Genomic DNA, 19,686 nt, shown 5'->3' with positions numbered 1-19,686 from the left:
CCCTTCAGGCGACGTGTTTCAGGGCACTGGCCAGGGTGTCGAACACCTGGGCGATCTCCTGCGGGCTGATCACCAGCGGCGGCGAAATCACAATGGTGTCGCCCGAGCCGCGTACCAGCACGCCGTTGTCGAAGCACCACTGCGCAACCTCGCTGCCACGCGCACCGGGGAAACCTGGGCGCGGCTCGAGTTCGACCGCGCAGAGCAAACCGATCGCGCGTACGTCCAGCACCGGGCCGATGCCCTGCAGCGCGAGTGCGGTCGACTGCCACAGCCCACTCACCGCGCTGACGTGCTGGTTGATGCCCAGTTCACGATGCACCTCGAGGGTGGCCAACCCGGCCGCACACGCCAGTGGGTGGGCTGAATAGGTGTAGCCGTGCATCAGTTCGATGACATTCTGTGGCCCGGCCATGAACGCTTCATACACCGCGCCACTGACCAGCACGCCGCCCATGGGCACGGCGCCGTTGGTCAGGCCCTTGGCGGTGGTGATCAGGTCCGGCAGTACGCCGAAGGCTTGCGCGGCAAAGGGAGCGCCGACGCGGCCAAAGCCCGTGATGACCTCGTCGAAAATCAACAGCACGCCGTGCCGTGTGCAAATCTCGCGCAAGCGTTGCAGGTAGCCTTGGGGCGGCGGATAAACCCCACCGGAGCCGGTCACCGGCTCGACAATCACCGCGGCCACGGTGCTCGGGTCCTGGATGTCCAGCAGTTGTGTCAGCGCATCAGCGTAACTGGCGCCCTGCTGCGGCTGTCCGACGCTGAAACGCATGCCCGCGTCATACGGCAATGGCAGGTGCGAGACCTCCCCCAGCAGTGGACCAAAGTCACGTTTCTGGCGGCCGATACCGGATACCGACAGCCCACCGAAGCCCATGCCATGGTAGCCCTTGGCACGCCCGATAAACTTGGTACGGCGGCAATCACCACGCGCCTGGTGATACGCCCGCGCGATCTTCAGCGCGGTATCCACCGCTTCAGAGCCGGAGTTGGTGAAGAACACCTGCTCCATACCAGCGGGGCTGACATCGATCAATCGCTCGGCCATTTCCAGGGCCTGGGGGTGGCTCATCTTGAACGACGAGACAAAGTCCAGGCGCCCCGCCGCTTCGCGAATGGCTTCGACGATTTTCGGCTGGCCATGCCCGGCATTCACGCACCATAGCCCCGCCATTGCGTCGAGTACGCGGCGCCCATCGGTGGTGGTGTAGTGCATACCTTCGGCGCTGGCGAACATCATCGGTTGTTGCTGGAACTGGCGCATCGGCGTAAATGGCGCCCAGAACGCGCCCCGCGCGGAAACTGAAGGGTTGGAAAGATCGGTCATGGCGACTCCTGCAAAGCGATGGTTGGATGGCCGGTCAGCGTCGGGCGCTGCAATGGGCCTGCGTTTACGTTGACGCTGCGGTCCACGTACAAGGTGCCGTGTTCGAGACGGCAGGTGACCCGATCACAAAACGCCGTCTCGACAAACTGCCAGGTCATGCTCAACACCCCGTCTTCGGTCCAGCGCGCCTGCGCCACCACCGGGGTGAGTTGCGGCTGGTATTGGTGATGCAGATAGTGGCCGGTCATGCTGGTCTGGGTTTCGATGCCGGCGCTCAGCCCGGCACGGATGCAATGGGTGCCACGGGGGTCGGTGAGGTAAAAGTCACAATGCTCGGGCCCGAACTCCAGGCGCACTTGGCTGACCTGGTCTTCGTTGGCCTGCATGACGAACGTACCGCTGAATTGAGCCTGGCGCGGCGAGCTCGCGGCGCCAGACATGACCGGCCGCTGTTGACGTGCCAGCAGCGCCGCCAGCCCGGCATCCAACGAGCCTTCGCTGGGTACGTCCAGCGCGGGCAAAAGATGCTCCCAGAGCAAGCTGTGCAAGCGCCGCTCGCCCAGGGCAAGCCCCGCGGTAAACGCAATCACCGTGTTATGGCGAGGTAACACAATGCACTGCTGGCCAAACACGCCGGAGGCGTAATACCCACCGTGCAGGGTCATCCACCACTGGAAGCCGTAGCCTTCGCGGCGCGTGACAGAGGCGTCGCTGGACTCGTCGCGGCTCAGGTAGCGCTTGCCATCGAAGGCGCCCATCCATACATCATCGACGTGCCCACGGGTCGCTTGGGCCACCCATTCCCGGGACAACAATTGCTGCCCCTGCCAATGGCCGTGTTGCAAGTGCAATACGCCGAACTTGAGCAAGTCTTCGGTGCGGCAACTGAGGCCATTGCCCCCGGTGTTGAAACCGCCAGGTGCCAGGTCCCACTCGATGGGGCCCATGCCCATGGGTTGGAAAATACGTGCGTTGCACAGCTCGAACGCCGTCTGGCCGCTGACCACGCTGACAATCGCCGAGAGCATGAAGCTCGACGCACTGCTATAGATAAACCGGTGCCCTGGCGGGTCTTCGACCGGCTCGTTGAGGAACAACCGCACCCAACTGTCACTGCGCCCACGCCAGGCGCCACCCGAGATGCCCTGGCGATGGCCGGTGCGCATTGTCAGCAAATCCCGCACGGTCATGGCCGCCAGGTTGGCGCTGATGGATGCCGGGCAATCGGCGGTAAAAAAATCCACCACCTTGGCATCCAACGACAGCGCGCCGTCATCCACCAGCAGCCCGACGGCCATGGACACCCAGCTTTTGGTCGCCGAATGCTGGACGTGCAGGCGTGTGGCGCAATAAGGCGCCCAAAACGCTTCAGCTACCACCGCGCCATCGCGGTACAGCATGAAGCTGTGCAACTCCAGGTCCGCAGCGTTCACCGCTTCGATGAAATCACTTACGCCACGCGCCGATACGCGTTGTTGACTGGGCGGTGCCCGCCGCAACGGCAAACTCGTCATCTGATCTATCCCCTCATTTCCACTGCTTGTGCGTGCAACAGGCTGTGCCTGTTGCACGCCATTCCCGCTACCAGAGCGCCACGGTGTAGCCCAGGATCACTCTGTTTTCGTTGGTGTCACGGGCGAAGTTGCTCGTGGCGCTGGCGTTCTGCCAACGCAGCGAGACATCCTTGAACGTGCCGCTCTGCACCACATAGCCGAGGCTCACGTCCCTCTCCCATTCGCGTCCTTCGCCGTTAAAGCCAATGACCTTGGCGTTGTCGCCCTTGGCATACCGCGTCGAGAACAGCAGGCCCGGAATGCCCAGCGAGGCGAAGTCATAGTCATAGCGGGCATGCCACACGCGCTCGCCGGTCTGGGAGAAGTTGGCCAGTTGATACTCGGTGAACAGGTAGGTGTTGGTGCCGTCCACATAGGTGAACGGCGTCGAACCGTACTGTTCCTGATAGCCGCCGCTGAGGTTGTGGCCGTAGAGGCCATAGCCGATGCGCGTGCTCAACGCCCGGTTATCCACCTTGCCGGCCAGGGCCGCAGCGTCTTCACTGGCGCTGAAGTAGCGGACATCGGTCTTGAACGTGCCCGGGCCCCACTTGAAGCTGTTTTTCAAGCCCAGGTAATGCTGTTGGTACAGGCTTTCCAGTTGCGCGAACTGGTAGGTCACGACGGTCGTTGGCGTGAGTGCATACTCGCCACCGGCGTAGCGAAATTCATCGCTTTTCGCGCTGCTTTTGTAAGCGCCGTACTGGCTGGTAAGCCCCATATCTTCGTAATGGGTTGAGTCGCGCTGCTTGACCTGGTCCAGTTGGCCGGCGGTCAGTGTCAGCTTGTCGATGTCCTTGGAGGTCAGTGCAGTACCGCTGAAGCTCTGCGGGAACAGGCGGCTCAGGTTCGGCTGCAGCGTCGGCAGGTCAGGCACCATGTAACCCACGCGCAACTCGCTTTTGCCCAGGCGCGCCTTGCCGGTGAGGCCCAGCTTTGAGTAGTTGTCATGGGCTCGGCGGGCGTAGCTGGGGGAGCCTGGCTCGGCCGTGCTGGAGCGTGCCAGCAGCCCGGTACCGGAGTTGTCAGGGCTGGAATCGAGCTTGATGCCCAACATACCCACAGCGTCCAGGCCAAAGCCCACGGTACCGTCGGTAAAGCCCGACTCGAGCTTGAGGATAAAACCCTGCGCCCACTCGGCACGCTTGTTCTGCCCGCTGGACTCGCGGTAGTCGCGGTTGAAGTAGTAGTTCTTCAACTCCAGCGCCGCTTTGCTGTCGGCGACGAAGTCGGCCTGGGCAAACAAGGGCATGAAACCGGCGCCCATGACGCTGGCACTGGCGACAACTTTGTTGATGCGGTTATTCATGTGTAGGTTCCTGGCAGACAGGTTGAATGGGGTTGTTTTTGTTTTCTTCAGCCATGGCTTCGCCCGCTTCGCAAATCGTCGATTTGCGAAGGGTTGGGTTTCAATGCCGTGGCCTGGGGTGCAGCAGTACCTAAATCACACTGGCACGGAGGCGGTAACTGCCGTCCGCACGTTTCTCCAAGGGGCTGGCCGCGGCGAGTAGCCGACGGGTGTAAGGGTGTTGTGGGGCGTCGAAAATCGTGTCACGCGGGCCCATTTCGACCACTTCGCCCTGGTTCATCACCGCTACACGGTGGGCGATGCGCTCCACCGCCGAGAGATCGTGGGAAATGAACAGGCAGGCAAAGCCGTATTGGCGCTGCAAGCGCTCGAACAGTTCGAGGATCTGCTTCTGGATGGTCATGTCCAGTGCCGAGATCGGCTCGTCGGCAATCACCAGTTTGGGCCGGCGCACCAACGCCCGGCCAATCGCCACGCGCTGGCGCTGGCCACCGGAGAGTTGATGGGCGAAGCGCTCGCGAAACTGTTCGGGCAAGCCCACGTCAACCAGGGTGTCGGTGACCCGCTGACGCTTTTGCGCGGCCGTCAGGGCTGGTTCATGGCGCAGCGGTTCGGCGAGGATCTGCCCGACGGTCATGCGCGGGTCGAGGGACGAATACGGGTCCTGGAAGATCATCTGGCATTGCAGGCGATGTGCCCGGTTGGCGGCTTTGAGGATGTCCACTCCCTGGAACAGGATCGCCCCGGCACACGGGTTGACCAACCCGACGACCGCGCGCCCGAGGGTGGTCTTGCCCGAACCGCTGCCACCCACCAGGGCCAGGGTCTCGCCCGGCGCGATACTCAGGTTCACCGAGTGCACCACGCGCTTGGGCACGCTGCGCCCCCAGAAACTGCGCGGCCCCGGGTGTTCGATACACACGTCCCGGACCTGCAACAACGCGCTGTCGGCCGCCGGCACTGGCACCAGTTCCCCGCGCCGTGGCAGCGCTTCGAGCAGTTGCCGGGTGTATTCGGCCTTGGGGGCAAAGAGGATGTCTTCGATACGGCCCTGCTCTACTGCCTTGCCCGAGCGCATCACCACGACTTTATGGGCGTAACGCGCTACCAGGGACAGGTCGTGACTGATAAACAGAATCGCGGTGCCCTGCTCGCGGGTCAGTTCCAGCATCAACTCGATCACGTCCAGTTGCGCCAGGCAATCCAGGGCCGTGGTGGGTTCGTCGGCAATCAGCAGTGCCGGGCGCAGCAGCATCACCGAGGCCAGCATGATCCGTTGACGCATGCCACCGGAGAACTGGTGCGGATAGGATGCCAGGCACTTTTCGGCGTCCTTGATGCCGATGCGTTGCAGCATGGCGATGCAGCGCTCATGGATCGTCGCCGCATCCAGCGTGGTATGCAGTTTGAGTGCCTCACTCATCTGCCGGCCGATGGTCAGCGCGGGGTTGAGCGAGACCATCGGTTCCTGGAACACCATGCCGATGCGTGCCCCCCGCACTTCACGCATGGCCTTGGCATTGCTGCTGTCCAGCGCCTGCCCCTGGAAGATGATGCGCCCACCGCACACCTGCATCGGTGCTGGCAGCAAGCCAATGGCAGCTCGCGCGGCCATGGTCTTGCCGCTGCCCGACTCGCCCACCAGTGCGACGATTTCGCCGGGGGCCATGGTGAAGCTGAAGTCATCAACGGCCAGCGGACCGTCCACGCCGACGCGAATCTGTAGATTTTCAACGGCCAGTAAAGGCACTGGAACGCTCATGCTCATTTCCTCATGCGCGGGTCGAGACGATCACGCAAGGCATCGCCGAACAGATTGATAGCCAGCAGCGTCAGGCTGATAAAGATGCCCGGGAAGATCCCCAGCCAAGGCGCCGTCGAGATATAAGTGCGGCTCGCCGAGAGCATGCTGCCCCAGGTCGCGGCCGGCGGTGGAACCCCAAGGCCGAGGAAACTCAGCGCACTCTCCGAGAGCAACGCCCAGCCAAACATGCTGGTGGCCAACACACACAGCGGCGCCAGACAGTTGGGGGTGATGTGACGGAACATGGTGTACAGCTCGGAGTTGCCGATCACCCGCGAAGCCTCGATGAACTCCAACTCACGCAGCGACAGCACGCTGCCACGTACCACCCGCACCACCGAAGGGGTGTAGGCGATACCCAGGGCGAGCACGATGCCGTACTGGCTGGCGCCGACAATGGCCATGATGCCCAGGGCCATAAGGATGCCGGGGAACGCCAGCAACGCATCGTTGAGCATCATCAGCAGCCGGTCGGTCCAGCCGCGCAGGTAACCGGCGAGCATGCCGATCAGCGTGCCGCAGATCACCGCCACGCTGACCGAGAGCAGGCTGATCCACAGGCTGGTACGCGCACCAATGATCAGCCGGCTGAACACATCGCGGCCAAATTCGTCGGTGCCCAGCCAATGCAAGGCGCTCGGTGCGTGCAGGCGTGAGAGCAGGTCCAATTTGAGCGGGTCGTAAGGTGTCCACACCACGCCGAGCAATGCCAGCAACACCAGTGCCGCGAGCAGGCTGCCGCCGATCAGGGCGTTCAGCGGCGGGTAACGCCGGCGCCGCCGAGGCGTGATCGCCGCCACGGGGGGCAAGGCAGGAGTCTTGAGGTTCATAGCTTCACCCTTGGATCGAACAGCGGATACAGCAGATCCACCAGCAGGTTGACCAACACGTAGATACAGGTGACCAGCAGCAGGCAACCCTGCAACACCGGGTAGTCGCGGGAGAAAATCGCATCGACCATCAACCGGCCGATACCTGGCAGGGTGAACACCGTTTCCAGCACCGCAATGCCGCCGAGCAAGTTGCCAAGGATCAGGCCAATCAGGGTCCAGGTCGGCGCAAACGCGTTGCGCAAGGCGTGCCTGCACAGCACCGCACCTTCCGACAATCCCTTGGCCCTGGCATGGGCGATGTACTCCAGGCGCAGCACCTCAATGGTGCTGGCCCGTGCCATCCGGGCAATGGCCCCGAATTCCACCAGCGTCAGGGTGACGATCGGCAGCACCACATAGGTCAGCGCTTTCATCGGGTCAGTGGCAAAGCCGACGTACCCGATCACCGGCAACCAGCCCAATTGAATGCCGAAGACATACAGCAGCAACAACCCCAACCAGAAGCTGGGTACCGACAGCAACAACGTTGCCGTGGCCACCAGGCCCAGGTCCATCGCACTGTTTTGCTTCCAGGCGGCGAGCAAGCCCACCGGGACTGCGAGCACAGTCGCCAGCAATACCGCCACCAGCACCACGGTCGCACTCACGCTGAAGCGCTCGAGCAGCAACTCCAGCACTGGCTGGCGGCTGCTGATGGATACACCGAGGTCGCCACTGAGTACCGATTTAATCCAGATCAGGTACTGGGTCACCACCGAGTGATCCAGCCCCAGGCTGCTGCGCATATCGGCAAGGCTTTGCGGGTCGGCCATGTCGCCCAGCATCAGTAGCGCCGGGTCGCCGGGGATCAGACGGATCAAGGCAAACACAATCACCGAGATCAGCAACAGGGTCGGCACCGCCATGCCGAGCCTATGCAATATGAATCGAAACATAGCGCTACGCCTTACTTGGAAGTGTCGAGCAGCGTCACGCCCCACAGGCGCGGCTTGGCAACAGGCCAGGAACGATACCCTTCGACGCGTTTGCCCATGGCGCCGATGGCAGTGCCGTTGTAGATAACCACCATGGGCACATCCTTGAGCATCAGCGTGTGCAGCCTGTCGAACAATGACCGGCGTTTGGCTGGGTCAACTTCACGCTGGGCCTCGCGCAATATGGCCAGGGCTTCGGGGTTGTCCCAGACCTTGCGCGGTTCCTTGTCCTTGTCGCCGATCACCGATTCGTAGCTTTGCGCCGCATCGAAACGTCCTGAGTAGGAGAACGACATCATCTGGTAGCTACCCGTCTGGTAACGCTCCAACTGCGTGCCCCACTCCAGGGTTTCCATCTCGATGTTCAACCCTGCCGCTTGGGTCATGGCCTGGCTGAGCAAACCCATGTCAAACATCTGCGGATAGCGCTTGTTGACCAGCATTCGGATCTTTTCACCGCCGTAGCCGGCTTCCTTCAACAGGCGCCGGGCCTCGTCGAGGTTATAGGTATAACCCTTGTGTGCGGTGGCGTCGTAGTACGGACTCGCCGTGGGAATGATTGAATTGTTGACCACCGACAGACCATCGGACAACGCCGCAACCATCTGCGCGTAATCCAGGGACAATGCCACTGCACGGCGGATGCGCACGTCCTTGAGCAACGGGTCGCGAGTCTGGAACAACAGCCCGCTGATGGTCATGATCGGGCTGACCTGGATCTGCAGGTTCTTGACCTGCTTGAGTTGCGCGGCATCCATTGCGGTCACGTCGGGCAGCAGGTCCACGCCACCCGACAGCAGCGCCGCCTTGGCCGAGGCCGAATCGGGGATGACCTCGAACCGCACGGTGTCGACAAACGCCTGCTTGTTGCCGGTGTAACCGTCCGCCTTGTCTTCGGCACGTGGGGTGTATTGCTTGAAGCGATCCAGTTCGACGTATTGGCCCTTCTGCCATCTGCCCAGCGTGAACGGCCCTGTGCCAATCGGTGCGCGCCAACTGCCATCCGCGGCCAGGGAGTCTGGATGCAGGATGCCGCTGCCCGCACAATCCGGGCGCGCCATGGCAGCCAGGAACAAGCCATTGGCCTGATCCAGGGTGAATACCACGGTCTTCGGGTCGGGGCTGGCGATATCAACGATCTTGGCCGCACCGCGCCCATCGAACTCTGCCAGGCAACGCCACTGAGTCTTGGGGGCCAGGTAGCGCTGCCAAGTCCACTGCACATCCTTGGCCGTCAATAGCTGGCCGTTGTGGAAGTGCACGCCGTCACGCAGGGTAAAGGTGTAGCGCAGGCCATCCGCCGAAACGTCAACCGCGCTCGCCAGCATCGGGGCGATGCTGGTGTCTTCACGGTACGCCACCAACCCTTCGACGATATGCATCATCACCGCGTCGGTGTTGTCATCGCGGTTGACGCCTGGGTCGGTGCTACGGATATCACCGTTGAGCCCAACGCTGATGACCCTGTCCTGTGCAACGGCTATGGAAAAGGTGCACGCCGACATTACGACGGCCAATGCCGTCTTTACGTAACTATTCACGGGAGAAAGACTCCTTGAAGGAATGTTCCGGTCAGTGGCGGGAGCCAAGGCAGGACCGGCATCAGAATGAGTGAATCCTTGGTTATTTTTATACGGTCTGTTCTGAGTGCATCACCTGCGGTGTATCAGCCCAGGCTGCGCTTGTGGCGCAACACCTTGGCGAAAAAATCCTGGGCAGCCGGCATCGCCTTGATGCCCTGGTGCGCGACGTTGGGCAGCAGGTCAAAGTGCACCTGCACACCGGCGGCCTCGAAGCTGGCCTTCAAGGTAGCCAGGCGTTCCGGTCGCGTACGCCCGGCAGCGTTGGCCCCGGCCATGAAGTGTTTGCCGCCTTCACGGTGGGTGATTTCCCAGGTTTCGAGGTCTGAATCCCCCACCACCATATGCACGGGCAATCGCTGCAAGGCTGGCAGGTTCAACGGTTTGCCAAAGCGCGTGGCAAAGTCCCGCACACCGACCCACCAGTCCTGATCGGCATCGAGCAGGGTCACCGAACCGGGCGCGCCGATGGACGCCGCCCAGAGTTTTTCGGGGTGCAGATAGCAGAAGCGATGGGTGAATTGCCCACCACCGGAATAGCCGAACAGTGCAAAGGTATCGAAGCTGCGACCGTAGCGTTTGCCAACGCTGGCGATCATGTCGAGTAGTACTTGGTCGTAACGGATATCGCCCTCGACCATCTGCTTGTAGCCATCACCATTGCCGTCGCCCAGCACACCGACCGGGAACAGCGGCGACAGGATCACACAATCGTTCCAGCGGCCAAACTCCGCGAAGCCATTGCGGTAAACCTCCATCGCACGGGTGGAGCCGTGCAGCGAGACCACCAGATCTACCGGCCGGGTGGTGTCCTCGATGGCTTCAGGCACGTAGAGGGTGTAGGCAAACCGGCTGTCCTCATGGTGGGAGTACACTGTGGTTGCGCCGAGGTGATACACGTTTTTTGCCGCACGCAATGCTGCGTATTCAGGGCTGATATCTGGATTGCTCATTTGGAAAGTTCGCCGAGTCAGTTCGGACTTGAGTATTGGCAGAGTGCTATAAAAAGAAAAACTAATTTAACTTTATCCAGGGTAAACAAAACCTTTACGATGCAATCGCATCCATGAGCACGGGCCTCTCCATGAGCAACATTCGTTTCTTCAAGACGTTTATCGCCGTCGCCGAATACGGCAGTTTTGCCGCCGCCGCCGACCGTGTGGCCCTTACCAACGCCGCTGTCGGCCAGCAAATGCGAGCCCTCGAAGAAGAGATGCGCCGACCGCTGTTCGACCGTAGCCAGCGGCAGATCAAGCTGAGCCGCGATGGCGTGTTGTTGCTGCCCAAGGCCAAGCGCCTGTTGGCGGACTACGAGCAAATGATTGCCGAGGCCCCCGATGGCATGGCCATGGAGGGTGAAGTGTCCATCGGCGGCATTACTTCCGGCATGGGCCTGCTCGCCAATTGCCTGGTGCAACTGAAAAAGCTGCACCCTCGCATATCGGTCAACCTGATGACCGCCCGCTCCGACGAAGTGGTCAATCTGGTACACGCCGCCAAGCTTGACGCGGCCTTACTGATCGAGACGGCACGGCAGAACTTCGATGGATTGAGCTGGACCCTGCTCTACAACGAACCCATCGTCATGCTCGCCAACGCTGCGCAAACCGCCGGCATCAACGACGCTGTGGAATTGCTCAGGACCCAGCCGTTCATTCGCTATGACCGTTCCACTGCCGTAGGCCGCAAGGTGCAGTCGATCATCAAGAGTGAATCGGTCGAACCGTTGGAAATCCTCGAACTGAACTCCATCATCGGCATCGCCGACCTGGTACGCCAGCAAGTTGGAGTGGCCATCGTGCCGCTGCTGAAAAATTTCGACTGGCACAAAGACCCAAGCCTGCGGGTACTGCCATTGCCGGGAGATTTGGCGGTGCGCCGAGTGGGGATCTTGGAGCAAGGCACCAAAAGTGCAATTACCGGGGAAATTCGCAAGTTGCTGATGTCGGCCGTGGCAAAGTAATCCTGCCCTTGGCGCAGTTCATCAGTGCCGACCATTGGAAAAGTCCGTGATAACCTGATTCGCCAGATCGACGGCGCCTACCCCCCCGGCATGATCGACCCGACGCTGACGTTCCTGGAAAAAAACGCTACACAATCATCGACGCCGGTCGTCTCTTCTCTAGCGAGCCTGCAGTGGCGCTGGAGCCCGCAAAAAATCGTTCGTGTCGCAGCGCTGCTCAATCGCACCGCTCAAACCATTGCCGACGGGAAAGACCCATGAATACTCAAGTAATCCACCGCGTTAGCCACGAAATCAAACGCCGTCGCCTGCAGGTGCTGCGGGTGGTCGACATCACCCCGCGCATGCGCCGCATCACCCTGGGCGGGCCTGAGCTGGCAGGGTTTGTCAGCCTGGGCAGCGACGACCATATCAAGCTGTTGTTCCCACAGAACGCCGCCGAACAGGCCGCGCTGGAGAGCCCGAGTTTCAACATCAAGGGCGACGGCCCGCAACCGGCCATGCGCGACTACACGCCGCGCCGTTTCGACCTGAGCCTGGGCGAGTTGGACATCGACTTCGTGCTGCACGGCGACGGCCCCGCGTCGACCTGGGCCGATCAGGCGCAGGTCGGCCAATACCTGTACATCGGCGGGCCACGGGGCTCGATGATCGTGCCGGACATCTTCGACAGCTATCTGCTGATCGGCGACGAAACCGCCCTGCCCGCGATTGCGCGGCGCCTGGACGAATTGCCGGCCGGGCGCACGGTGCTGGCGGTGATTGAGATTGCCGATGCGGCGGAAAAGCAGACGCTGAACAGCGCGGCCGATGTAGAGGTGATCTGGGTGATTCGTGGCCAGGATGACCTGGTGCAAACCGTGCGCAAGCTGACGCTGCCGAGTGGTTCGCTGTACAGCTTCGTGGCGACGGAAACCAAACTGTCGCGCCAGGTGCGGCGCGTGTTGTTGGATACGCACAAGGTCAACGAGGAATTCCTCAAGGCCGTCGGCTACTGGCGTGCCGAAGGCAGCGAAGAAGACTAAGACCGGACTCGTGCAAAGCTCCCACAGTTGGAGCTTTGCCCGCTTCAGGTACGGGGGGATTTCAGCAGCTTGTCCAGCCCCACCACCGCCAACGCAACCGCAACAAACCCCGCCAGAATCCCTCCGGCATTCACAAATACTTGTGGATAACCGAGCGTGTCCACATCGATGAACGGGTACTGATACTGCCCAAGCAAATGCCCACGCAGCAGCACATAACCAAAGTAGATCAAGGGGTAGATCACCCACGCGCCGATGTGCTTGAGCCGCAACGTGCCCTTGGGCACACAGCGCCACCAATAGATGCAAAACAGCACCGGCATCACATCGTGCAGCAACTCGTCGGCAACCCATTGAAAGCCTTCCGGCTGCCACAGGTGCCGCAGCAGAAGGCTGTACGCCAGGCCCACCACGACGATGCTCACGGCGATGCCACTGCTGATCCCTGGCGCGAGGAAAAACCGCTTCGCCGCCGAATCGCGCCTGACCAGCGCATAGCTCAACACCACCACCGCCAAGGTGTTGGTCAGCACCGTGAAGAAACTGAAGAAGTTGATCAACCCGCCCAACAGGCTGGCGCCGCTGGACCAGCGCGAATAGAAGATCAGGTATTGCTGGATTGCCAGCCCCGCCCAGCCGGCCAGCGCCGCTGCGGCCACAAAGCGCTTCACCGGCTCAATCCAACGGGCGTTTGGTGCGCATCAGCTTGACGTACAACCCTTCGACTTTTTCCCGCGCCCATGGGGTCTTGCGCAGGAAGGTCAGGCTCGACTTGATGCTCGGATCACTCTTGAAGCAGCGAATATCAATGCGTTCGGCCAGGCCGGACCATTCGTAGTGTTCCACCAGGGTGGTGAGGACGTGTTGCAGGGTCACACCGTGGAGGGGGTCGTTGCTTGTCGCGGTCATGCCAGGCCTATGAAAAAAGTGCTCACGAAGGTGCACACCTTAGCACTGCACCTGCCAGTTATAAAAAGTTCCCGTTCCCAGCGAAAAAGAGATGTTATATTGTAACGATAGTTATCAAATCTTTTCGCCGTTTTGCCAAGGAATGTCCGATGTCCCTCTCTTCTCTGTGGCGCTTGACCCCGCTTGCCGCCGCCCTGTTGATCTGCTCCCAAGCCCAGGCCCTTGAGCTGCAACCCCAAGTCATCACCGGCAACCCGCTGGGCAGCGAGCAACTCGCTTCGCCGACCACCGTGCTGGAAGGCGATGACCTGACCCTGCAACAAAAAGGCAGCCTCGGCGAAACCCTCAACAAGCAGCCAGGCGTGTCGTCCTCATACTTCGGCCCAGGTGCCAGCCGGCCGATCATCCGTGGCCAGGACGGCGACCGTATCCGCATCCTGCGCAACGGCGTCGGCGCACTGGATGCGTCGTCGTTGTCCTACGACCACGCGGTGCCGCTGGACCCGATCAATGTCGACCGCATTGAAATCGTGCGCGGCCCGGCGGCCTTGCTGTACGGCGGCAGCGCCATCGGCGGCGTGGTGAATACCTTCGACAACCGCATTCCCACCGAAGCCATCGAAGGCATCCACGGTGCCGGTGAATTGCGCTACGGCGGCGCCGACACCACCCGCAGCAGCGCGGGCAAGCTGGAAGCCGGCAACGGCACGTTCGCCTTGCACCTGGATGCCAACGCACGGGAATTCAACGACCTCAAGATCCCGGGCCAGGCCCGCAGCCGCCATGCACCCGAGACCGACGATGGCCCCGGCAAAAACGGGCGCCTGGGCAACAGCGACGGGCGCCAGGACGGCGGCGCCGTAGGCGGTTCCTACACCTGGGACGACGGTTACGCCGGGCTGTCCTACAGCAATTACGACGCTAACTACGGCTCCCCCGCCGAGCAGGACGTGCGTATCCGCATGAAGCAGGATCACTACGCCTTCGCCTCCGAAATCCGTAACCTGCAAGGGCCGTTTACCTCGGTCAAAGTCGACGCGGGCTACACCGATTACGAACACCGCGAGATCGAAGGCGGCGAAACCGGCACGGTCTTCAAGAACAAGGGTTATGAAGCCCGCGTCGAAGCCCGTCACCAACCGATCGGCCCGTTCAACGGCGTGGTCGGTGCCCAAGTGACGCGCAACGAATTTTCGGCCCTGGGTGAAGAAGCCTTCGTACCGCAGACCGATACCAATGCCGGCGCGCTGTTTATCCTCGAAGAGATGCAGGCCACCGAACGCCTCAAGCTCAGCCTCGGCGGGCGCCTGGAACACACCAGCGTCGACCCGGACGCCAAGGGCAACGCCCGCTTTGCCGGCGCCGACAAATCCAATGATTTCACCGCCGGCAGCCTGTCCTCGGGCGCGGTCTATACCCTCACGCCGATCTGGTCGCTGGCCGCGACCCTGGGCTACACCGAGCGCGCCCCGACCTTCTACGAGCTGTACGCCAACGGCGCCCACGTCGCCACCGGCACCTACGAGTTGGGCGACGCCAACCTGAAGAAAGAGAAAGCCGTATCCAGCGACCTGGCCCTGCGTTTTGACAATGGCACCCACAAGGGCAGCTTCGGCGTGTTCTACAGCCACTTCTCCAATTACATCGGCTTATTGGGCAGTGGTCGTACGCTGAACGATGAAGGCGAAGAAGACGCGGATGGCATCCCCGAGTACAAATACTCCGGCGTACGCGCCCGTTTCGCAGGCTTTGAGGCCCAGGATCACTGGAAACTCGGCGAAGGCGCCTACGGCAAGTTCGCACTGGAGCTGTCGGGCGACTACACCCGCGCCACCAACCTCGACACCGGCGAAGCCTTGCCACGCATCGCCCCGCTGCGCTTGAACAGCGGCTTGCTGTGGGAACTGGAGCGTTGGCAAGCGCGCATCGACGTGGAACACGCCGCCGGCCAGGGCCGTGTGCCGGACAACGAAAGCGGCACCGATGGCTACACCACCCTGGGCGCGAGCGCGGGTTACCGCTTCAATGTCGGTGGCAGCGAGTGGCTGGCGTTTGTGAACGGTGAAAACCTCACCAACCAGACCGTGCGCTATGCCAGCTCGATCCTGCGGGACATCGCGCCGGCGCCGGGGCGCAGCGTGCAGTTCGGCGTTCGTACGACGTTCTAAGCGACACCGTAGATCCCCTGTGGGAGCGGGCTTGCTCGCGAATGCGGTGGATCAGTCACAGCTGCATTGACTGACACACCGCATTCGCGAGCAAGCCCGCTCCCACATTGGTTTTGCAGCGACGATTCGTCACTGTTACCAATTCAGAAATGATGCATATCGCGATTCGCCCTTTCTCTCCAAGACAACTCCCTTTATCCTTCCCGGCAACAACCTGAAACGTTTCATTTCCCCGGTCGACCCCATCTTGCCGAAGCCTCCTGCTCGTAAAGACAGCGCTGTCTTACACCCCCCTGCGCCTGGGAATAAATCGCCCGCCTGTGGATAACCATGCTTATCCACAGAAAAACCGACTATCGCTGAACCAAGCCCGCGCTGAATCGTCATCTACAGTGAAGCACGGGGTTACATAATTCCAACGTAACGGAGAAACACACTATGAGCACTGATGGTGCTTCAAGTCCGAGCCGCTTGCTGCCCAAGCTGCTAGGCGTCTTGCTGCTGATCATGGGCCTGGCCTTGCTGGCCGGCGGCGTCAAGCTGAGCATGCTCGGCGGGTCGCTGTACTACTTGCTGGCCGGTATCGGCGTCGGCCTGACCGGCATCCTGCTGCTGGCCAACCGCCGCGCCGCGCTGGGCCTGTACGCACTGGTGCTGTTCGCCAGCACCGTATGGGCCCTGTGGGAAGTCGGCCTGGACTGGTGGCAATTGGTGCCGCGCCTGGCACTGCTGTTTGCCTTGGGCATCGTCATGCTGCTGCCGTGGGTCCGTCGCCCGCTGCTGAACGGCCAACCGGCGCCACTGGGCACCGGCGCGCTGAGCGTGGCCGTGGTGCTGGCGGGTGCTACTGCCCTGGCCAGCCAATTCACCAACCCGGGTGAACTGGTCAAAGGCCAGCTGGACCGCGACGCCGTGCCTGGCATGACCAACACCGCACCGCCCCAGCCCGATGGCGACTGGAATTCCTACGGCCGCTCGGCCTTTGGTGACCGTTACTCGCCGCTGGCGCAGATCACCCCGCAGAACGTCAGCAAGCTGGTCCCGGCGTGGACCTACCGCACCGGCGACCTGCCTGGACCGAACGATCCAGGCGAGACCACCGCGGAAAACACCCCGCTGAAAGTCAACGGCATGCTCTACGTGTGCACCCCACACAGCCAAGTGATTGCCCTGGACCCGGACACCGGCAAGGAAATCTGGCGCTTCGATCCGAAGATCAGCAGCATGGGCGCCGAGAACTTCAAAGGCTGGGCCCACATGACCTGCCGTGGCGTGTCGTATCACGATGACGCCGTCTACGCCTCCGAACAGAGCCCGACCGGCAGCGCCAGCCCGGCCGCCGCGCCGAATGCCTGCCCGAAACGCATCTTCGTGCCGACCGCCGACACCCGTCTGATCGCGCTCAACGCCGACACCGGCAAGATGTGCGAAGACTTCGGTGACAAAGGCCAGGTCGACCTGCGCGCCAACATCGGTGGCTTCGCCCCCGGCGGTTACTACTCCACTTCGCCACCGGCCGTGACCAAAAACCTGGTGGTGATCGGCGGTCACGTCACCGACAACGTCTCCACCGACGAACCCAGCGGCGTGATCCGTGCGTTCGACGTGCACACCGGCAAGCTGGTGTGGAACTGGGACAGCGGCAACCCGGACGACACCACCCCGTTGGCCGAAGGCAAGACCTACACCCGTAACTCGCCGAACATGTGGTCCATGTTCTCGGTGGATGAAAAACTCGGCCTGCTCTACCTGCCGATGGGCAACCAGATGCCCGACCAATACGGCGGCGACCGTACCGACGAATCGGAAAAATACAGCGCCGGCCTGACCGCCCTGGACATCGACAGCGGTCACGTGAAATGGCACTTCCAGTTCACGCACCATGACCTGTGGGACATGGACGTGGGCGGCCAACCTTCGCTGGTCGACATCAAGACCGCTGACGGCGTCAAGCAAGCGGTGATGGCGTCGACCAAGCAAGGCAGCATCTACGTGCTGGACCGTGCGACCGGCCAACCTGTGGTGCCGATCAACGAAGTCCCTGTACCCCAAGGCGCAGTGGCCGGTGATCGCACCTCGCCGACCCAACCCAAGTCCGACCTGAACTTCATGCCGCCGCCGTTGAAAGAGCGCGACATGTGGGGCGTGACCCCGTTCGACCAACTGCTGTGCCGGATTGATTTCAAATCCATGCGCTACGACGGTCCGTTCACTCCACCATCGCTGCAGGGTTCGATCGTTTACCCAGGTAACTTCGGCGTGTTCGACTGGGGTGGCATTTCTGTCGACCCGGTACGCCAACTGGCCTTCGTCAACCCAAGCTACATGGCGTTCAAGTCCAAGCTGATCCCGGCCGCCGACATCGCCAAGCAAGGCCCGCGCGTCAGCGAAACCGAAGGCGTGCAGCCGAACAAAGGCGCGCCGTACGGCGTGATCCTCGAAGCGCTGCTGTCGCCACTGGGCCTGCCGTGCCAGGCGCCGGCCTGGGGTTATGTGGCTGCGGTCGACCTGACCACCCACAAAACCATCTGGATGCACAAGAACGGCACCGTGCGTGACAGCGCGCCGGTACCAATCCCGCTGACCATGGGCGTGCCAAGCCTGGGCGGGACGTTCACCACCGCCGGTGGCGTCGCGTTCCTCAGCGGCACCCTGGACCAGTACCTGCGTGCCTATGACGTGAAAAACGGCAAGCAACTGTGGGAAGGCCGCCTGCCAGCAGGCGCGCAAACCACACCGATGACCTACACCGGCAAGGACGGCAAGCAGTACGTGCTGGTCGTGGCGGGCGGTCATGGTTCCCTGGGTACCAAGCAGGGTGACTATGTGATGGCGTTCAAACTGCCGGATTAAGCTTTACCGGCAGTAAAAAAGGCGGCGACCTGTTGAGGGTCGCCGCCTTTTTTCATGTTCATTGACACATAACCAACTGTGGGAACGGGCGTGTGTGCAAGCTCAGTGCTCGATCACTTCGCCGCGCATGGGCGCCAACCGCGCTATCAGGCGATTCTGCACCGGCACCGAAATCCCTTGCTTGTCCATCGCTGCGATCAAATCCTCGACCAACGCATTGAAGTCACTGCGGCTCACATTCTGCCCCTTGTGACTCTCCGCCATGCTGTCCCCGGTATACACGCACGGTCCGCCCGCCTCTGCGCAAAACTGCTCGATCAGCTTATTACGCAAACGCTGGATGTCGATCCGCCGGAAGCGCTCGACGATGCGCTCATCACGGGCGATGTTGAGCAGCATGCCCTCGACGATCCGCGTGATGCCGGGCATGGCGCCAAGGTCACGGTACAGGCTGTCATCCTTCGGCGGTTGCTGGGCACAGGCGCCGAGCAGCAGGACCAGGCATAGCGGTAGCCAGCGCATCAAAAACTCCCTTGCACAGACAGATAAGTGCCGTTCTGGTTATCCAGCGTGGCGATTTCGCCGAGGCGCGCGTAGGCCAATACAAACGACACATGCTTGTTCGGGAAGTAGCCGACAAACACATCCGCCCAGTCGCTTTCACCGGCAAACGACAGGTTGTCAGGCTTTTCGCGGTATTCCACGCCCACCGCCCAGCGCGGGTTGAACAGCAGCGCCACCGAGCCTTCCTTGAGCAGGCTGCGGCTGTCACGGCGGTCGCCGCCAAAACCGAGCAAGCCGGTTTCATTGGCGCGGCTGTAGCGCAGGCTGCCGTTGACCAGCACGTTGTAGCCAAAGGCTGCACCCATGAACAAACGGCTGGCGGCCAGGTAGCCTTCGACGTCGCTGTCGCGTTTGGCACCGACCAGGTTGGGAATGTCGAAGTTAGTCTGGTGCTTGTATTCCAGACCCAGGGACACCTGGGGCAGGTTGTCGTAGATCACATCGCCAAACAGCCGCACCTTGAGGCCCAGTACGTCCTGGCCGAGGTGGTCTTCGGGCAGGTCCAGCTTGTGCACCAGGGTGCCCAGGTCGAAACGCTGGCGGGCGAAAGACAGCTCGACGCGGTTGTCATAGGCCAGCGCCAGCCCGGCCACGTCGAGCCGGTAGTCCGGCAGGTTGACCGTGGTGGCGAACGCCGTGGCGCCCCACTCGTGCTGTTCGCCGTAACCGGCCAGCACCGCCCACGGCGTGATCCCGCCGCCCGCCGTGCCTTCAATGCTGCTGGCGCCGCCGGTGGCAATCAGGCGGCCGTTGTCGGCCAGCGCCGTTTGCAGGGTCAGGGCGCCGAGGCAGCCGATCAGAACGGAACAACGCACGCGCAT

At 62.0% G+C, this 19,686-nt stretch carries 16 protein-coding genes and 1 pseudogene; 5 read left to right on the top strand and 12 right to left on the bottom strand.

Annotated elements, in window-relative coordinates:
* Positions 1-4 precede the first annotated feature (4 nt).
* The 8 genes from aptA to AC3ISR_RS05510 form a co-directional block, all read right to left on the bottom strand.
* On the bottom strand, positions 5-1,330 hold the full coding sequence (aptA, locus tag AC3ISR_RS05545) for an omega-aminotransferase AptA (RefSeq protein WP_192297377.1): 1,326 nt from the start codon (positions 1,328-1,330) through the stop codon (positions 5-7).
* Positions 1,327-2,844 (bottom strand): serine hydrolase domain-containing protein, encoded by a 1,518-nt coding sequence (locus tag AC3ISR_RS05540; RefSeq protein WP_489324588.1) that lies wholly within the window; start codon positions 2,842-2,844, stop codon positions 1,327-1,329. The genes aptA and AC3ISR_RS05540 overlap by 4 nt, the downstream gene beginning before the upstream one ends.
* 67 nt (positions 2,845-2,911) lie before the next feature.
* On the bottom strand, positions 2,912-4,192 hold the full coding sequence (locus AC3ISR_RS05535) for an OprD family porin (protein WP_192297381.1): 1,281 nt from the start codon (positions 4,190-4,192) through the stop codon (positions 2,912-2,914).
* Between the two features lie 130 nt (positions 4,193-4,322).
* Positions 4,323-5,954 (bottom strand): ABC transporter ATP-binding protein, encoded by a 1,632-nt coding sequence (locus AC3ISR_RS05530; RefSeq protein ID WP_192297383.1) that lies wholly within the window; start codon positions 5,952-5,954, stop codon positions 4,323-4,325.
* Between the two features lie 2 nt (positions 5,955-5,956).
* Positions 5,957-6,826 carry an ABC transporter permease gene (locus tag AC3ISR_RS05525; RefSeq protein WP_192297384.1) on the bottom strand — a complete coding sequence of 290 codons (870 nt, stop codon included), beginning with the start codon at positions 6,824-6,826 and terminating at the stop codon, positions 5,957-5,959.
* Entirely contained in the window at positions 6,823-7,764 is a 942-nt protein-coding gene (locus tag AC3ISR_RS05520) for an ABC transporter permease (protein ID WP_192297386.1), read from the bottom strand. The genes AC3ISR_RS05525 and AC3ISR_RS05520 overlap by 4 nt, the downstream gene beginning before the upstream one ends.
* An 11-nt stretch (positions 7,765-7,775) precedes the next feature.
* On the bottom strand, positions 7,776-9,344 hold the full coding sequence (locus tag AC3ISR_RS05515; RefSeq protein WP_463983297.1) for an ABC transporter substrate-binding protein: 1,569 nt from the start codon (positions 9,342-9,344) through the stop codon (positions 7,776-7,778).
* 125 nt (positions 9,345-9,469) lie between these two features.
* Entirely contained in the window at positions 9,470-10,336 is an 867-nt protein-coding gene (locus tag AC3ISR_RS05510; protein WP_192297390.1) for an alpha/beta hydrolase family protein, read from the bottom strand.
* A gap of 131 nt (positions 10,337-10,467) precedes the next feature.
* On the opposite strand from AC3ISR_RS05510, the gene AC3ISR_RS05505 reads away from it, so the two are divergent.
* The 3 genes and pseudogenes from AC3ISR_RS05505 (at position 10,468) to AC3ISR_RS05495 (ending at position 12,371) form a co-directional block, all read left to right on the top strand.
* Positions 10,468-11,346: a LysR family transcriptional regulator gene (locus AC3ISR_RS05505; RefSeq protein WP_192297392.1), complete on the top strand. Its 879-nt coding sequence runs from the start codon at positions 10,468-10,470 to the stop codon at positions 11,344-11,346.
* A gap of 51 nt (positions 11,347-11,397) precedes the next feature.
* A pseudogene (locus AC3ISR_RS05500) lies at positions 11,398-11,607 on the top strand (PadR family transcriptional regulator); the annotation flags it as partial.
* Positions 11,604-12,371 (top strand): siderophore-interacting protein, encoded by a 768-nt coding sequence (locus AC3ISR_RS05495; RefSeq protein WP_463983296.1) that lies wholly within the window; start codon positions 11,604-11,606, stop codon positions 12,369-12,371. The pseudogene AC3ISR_RS05500 and the gene AC3ISR_RS05495, both read left to right, overlap by 4 nt.
* 44 nt (positions 12,372-12,415) lie before the next feature.
* Here the strand turns inward: AC3ISR_RS05495 and AC3ISR_RS05490 are convergent, their stop codons facing one another.
* Positions 12,416-13,042, bottom strand: a complete 627-nt coding sequence (locus AC3ISR_RS05490) for a Pr6Pr family membrane protein (protein WP_463983295.1) — start codon at positions 13,040-13,042, stop codon at positions 12,416-12,418.
* Between the two features lie 4 nt (positions 13,043-13,046).
* Positions 13,047-13,280, bottom strand: coding sequence for a VF530 family protein (locus AC3ISR_RS05485; protein WP_003188882.1), 234 nt, complete (start codon positions 13,278-13,280; stop codon positions 13,047-13,049).
* Positions 13,281-13,429: 149 nt separating this feature from the next.
* Between AC3ISR_RS05485 and AC3ISR_RS05480 the strand changes: the two genes are divergently transcribed.
* Positions 13,430-15,448, top strand: a complete 2,019-nt coding sequence (locus AC3ISR_RS05480; RefSeq protein ID WP_192297398.1) for a TonB-dependent receptor — start codon at positions 13,430-13,432, stop codon at positions 15,446-15,448.
* Positions 15,449-15,886: 438 nt separating this feature from the next.
* Positions 15,887-18,301, top strand: a complete 2,415-nt coding sequence (locus AC3ISR_RS05475; RefSeq protein WP_192297400.1) for a glucose/quinate/shikimate family membrane-bound PQQ-dependent dehydrogenase — start codon at positions 15,887-15,889, stop codon at positions 18,299-18,301.
* 102 nt (positions 18,302-18,403) lie between these two features.
* On the opposite strand, the gene AC3ISR_RS05470 is transcribed toward AC3ISR_RS05475, so the two are convergent.
* Both AC3ISR_RS05470 and AC3ISR_RS05465 read right to left on the bottom strand, forming a co-directional pair.
* A complete protein-coding gene (locus tag AC3ISR_RS05470) occupies positions 18,404-18,823 on the bottom strand; it encodes a group I truncated hemoglobin (protein WP_192297402.1) in 420 nt (139 codons plus the stop codon).
* On the bottom strand, positions 18,823-19,686 hold the full coding sequence (locus AC3ISR_RS05465; protein WP_192297404.1) for a DUF3034 family protein: 864 nt from the start codon (positions 19,684-19,686) through the stop codon (positions 18,823-18,825). Before AC3ISR_RS05465 ends, AC3ISR_RS05470 begins: the two co-directional genes overlap by 1 nt.

The organism is Pseudomonas sp. GL_117, from assembly GCF_057835125.1.
The sequence above is the reverse complement of the archived record's forward strand: the minus strand, read 5'-3'. Positions and strand labels throughout refer to the sequence as shown.

What these genes read in the sequence shown, in the direction of transcription:
- AC3ISR_RS05485 (WP_003188882.1), bottom strand. Translation starts at nt 13,280, where the DNA reads ATGACCGCGACAAGCAACGACCCCCTCCACGGTGTGACCCTGCAACAC.
- AC3ISR_RS05465 (WP_192297404.1), bottom strand. Translation starts at nt 19,686, where the DNA reads ATGCGCGTGCGTTGTTCCGTTCTGATCGGCTGCCTCGGCGCCCTGACC.
- AC3ISR_RS05540 (WP_489324588.1), bottom strand. Translation starts at nt 2,844, where the DNA reads ATGACGAGTTTGCCGTTGCGGCGGGCACCGCCCAGTCAACAACGCGTA.
- AC3ISR_RS05520 (WP_192297386.1), bottom strand. Translation starts at nt 7,764, where the DNA reads ATGTTTCGATTCATATTGCATAGGCTCGGCATGGCGGTGCCGACCCTG.
- AC3ISR_RS05505 (WP_192297392.1), top strand. Translation starts at nt 10,468, where the DNA reads ATGAGCAACATTCGTTTCTTCAAGACGTTTATCGCCGTCGCCGAATAC.
- AC3ISR_RS05475 (WP_192297400.1), top strand. Translation starts at nt 15,887, where the DNA reads ATGAGCACTGATGGTGCTTCAAGTCCGAGCCGCTTGCTGCCCAAGCTG.
- aptA (WP_192297377.1), bottom strand. Translation starts at nt 1,330, where the DNA reads ATGACCGATCTTTCCAACCCTTCAGTTTCCGCGCGGGGCGCGTTCTGG.
- AC3ISR_RS05525 (WP_192297384.1), bottom strand. Translation starts at nt 6,826, where the DNA reads ATGAACCTCAAGACTCCTGCCTTGCCCCCCGTGGCGGCGATCACGCCT.
- AC3ISR_RS05495 (WP_463983296.1), top strand. Translation starts at nt 11,604, where the DNA reads ATGAATACTCAAGTAATCCACCGCGTTAGCCACGAAATCAAACGCCGT.
- AC3ISR_RS05530 (WP_192297383.1), bottom strand. Translation starts at nt 5,954, where the DNA reads ATGAGCGTTCCAGTGCCTTTACTGGCCGTTGAAAATCTACAGATTCGC.
- AC3ISR_RS05510 (WP_192297390.1), bottom strand. Translation starts at nt 10,336, where the DNA reads ATGAGCAATCCAGATATCAGCCCTGAATACGCAGCATTGCGTGCGGCA.
- AC3ISR_RS05535 (WP_192297381.1), bottom strand. Translation starts at nt 4,192, where the DNA reads ATGAATAACCGCATCAACAAAGTTGTCGCCAGTGCCAGCGTCATGGGC.
- AC3ISR_RS05480 (WP_192297398.1), top strand. Translation starts at nt 13,430, where the DNA reads ATGTCCCTCTCTTCTCTGTGGCGCTTGACCCCGCTTGCCGCCGCCCTG.
- AC3ISR_RS05470 (WP_192297402.1), bottom strand. Translation starts at nt 18,823, where the DNA reads ATGCGCTGGCTACCGCTATGCCTGGTCCTGCTGCTCGGCGCCTGTGCC.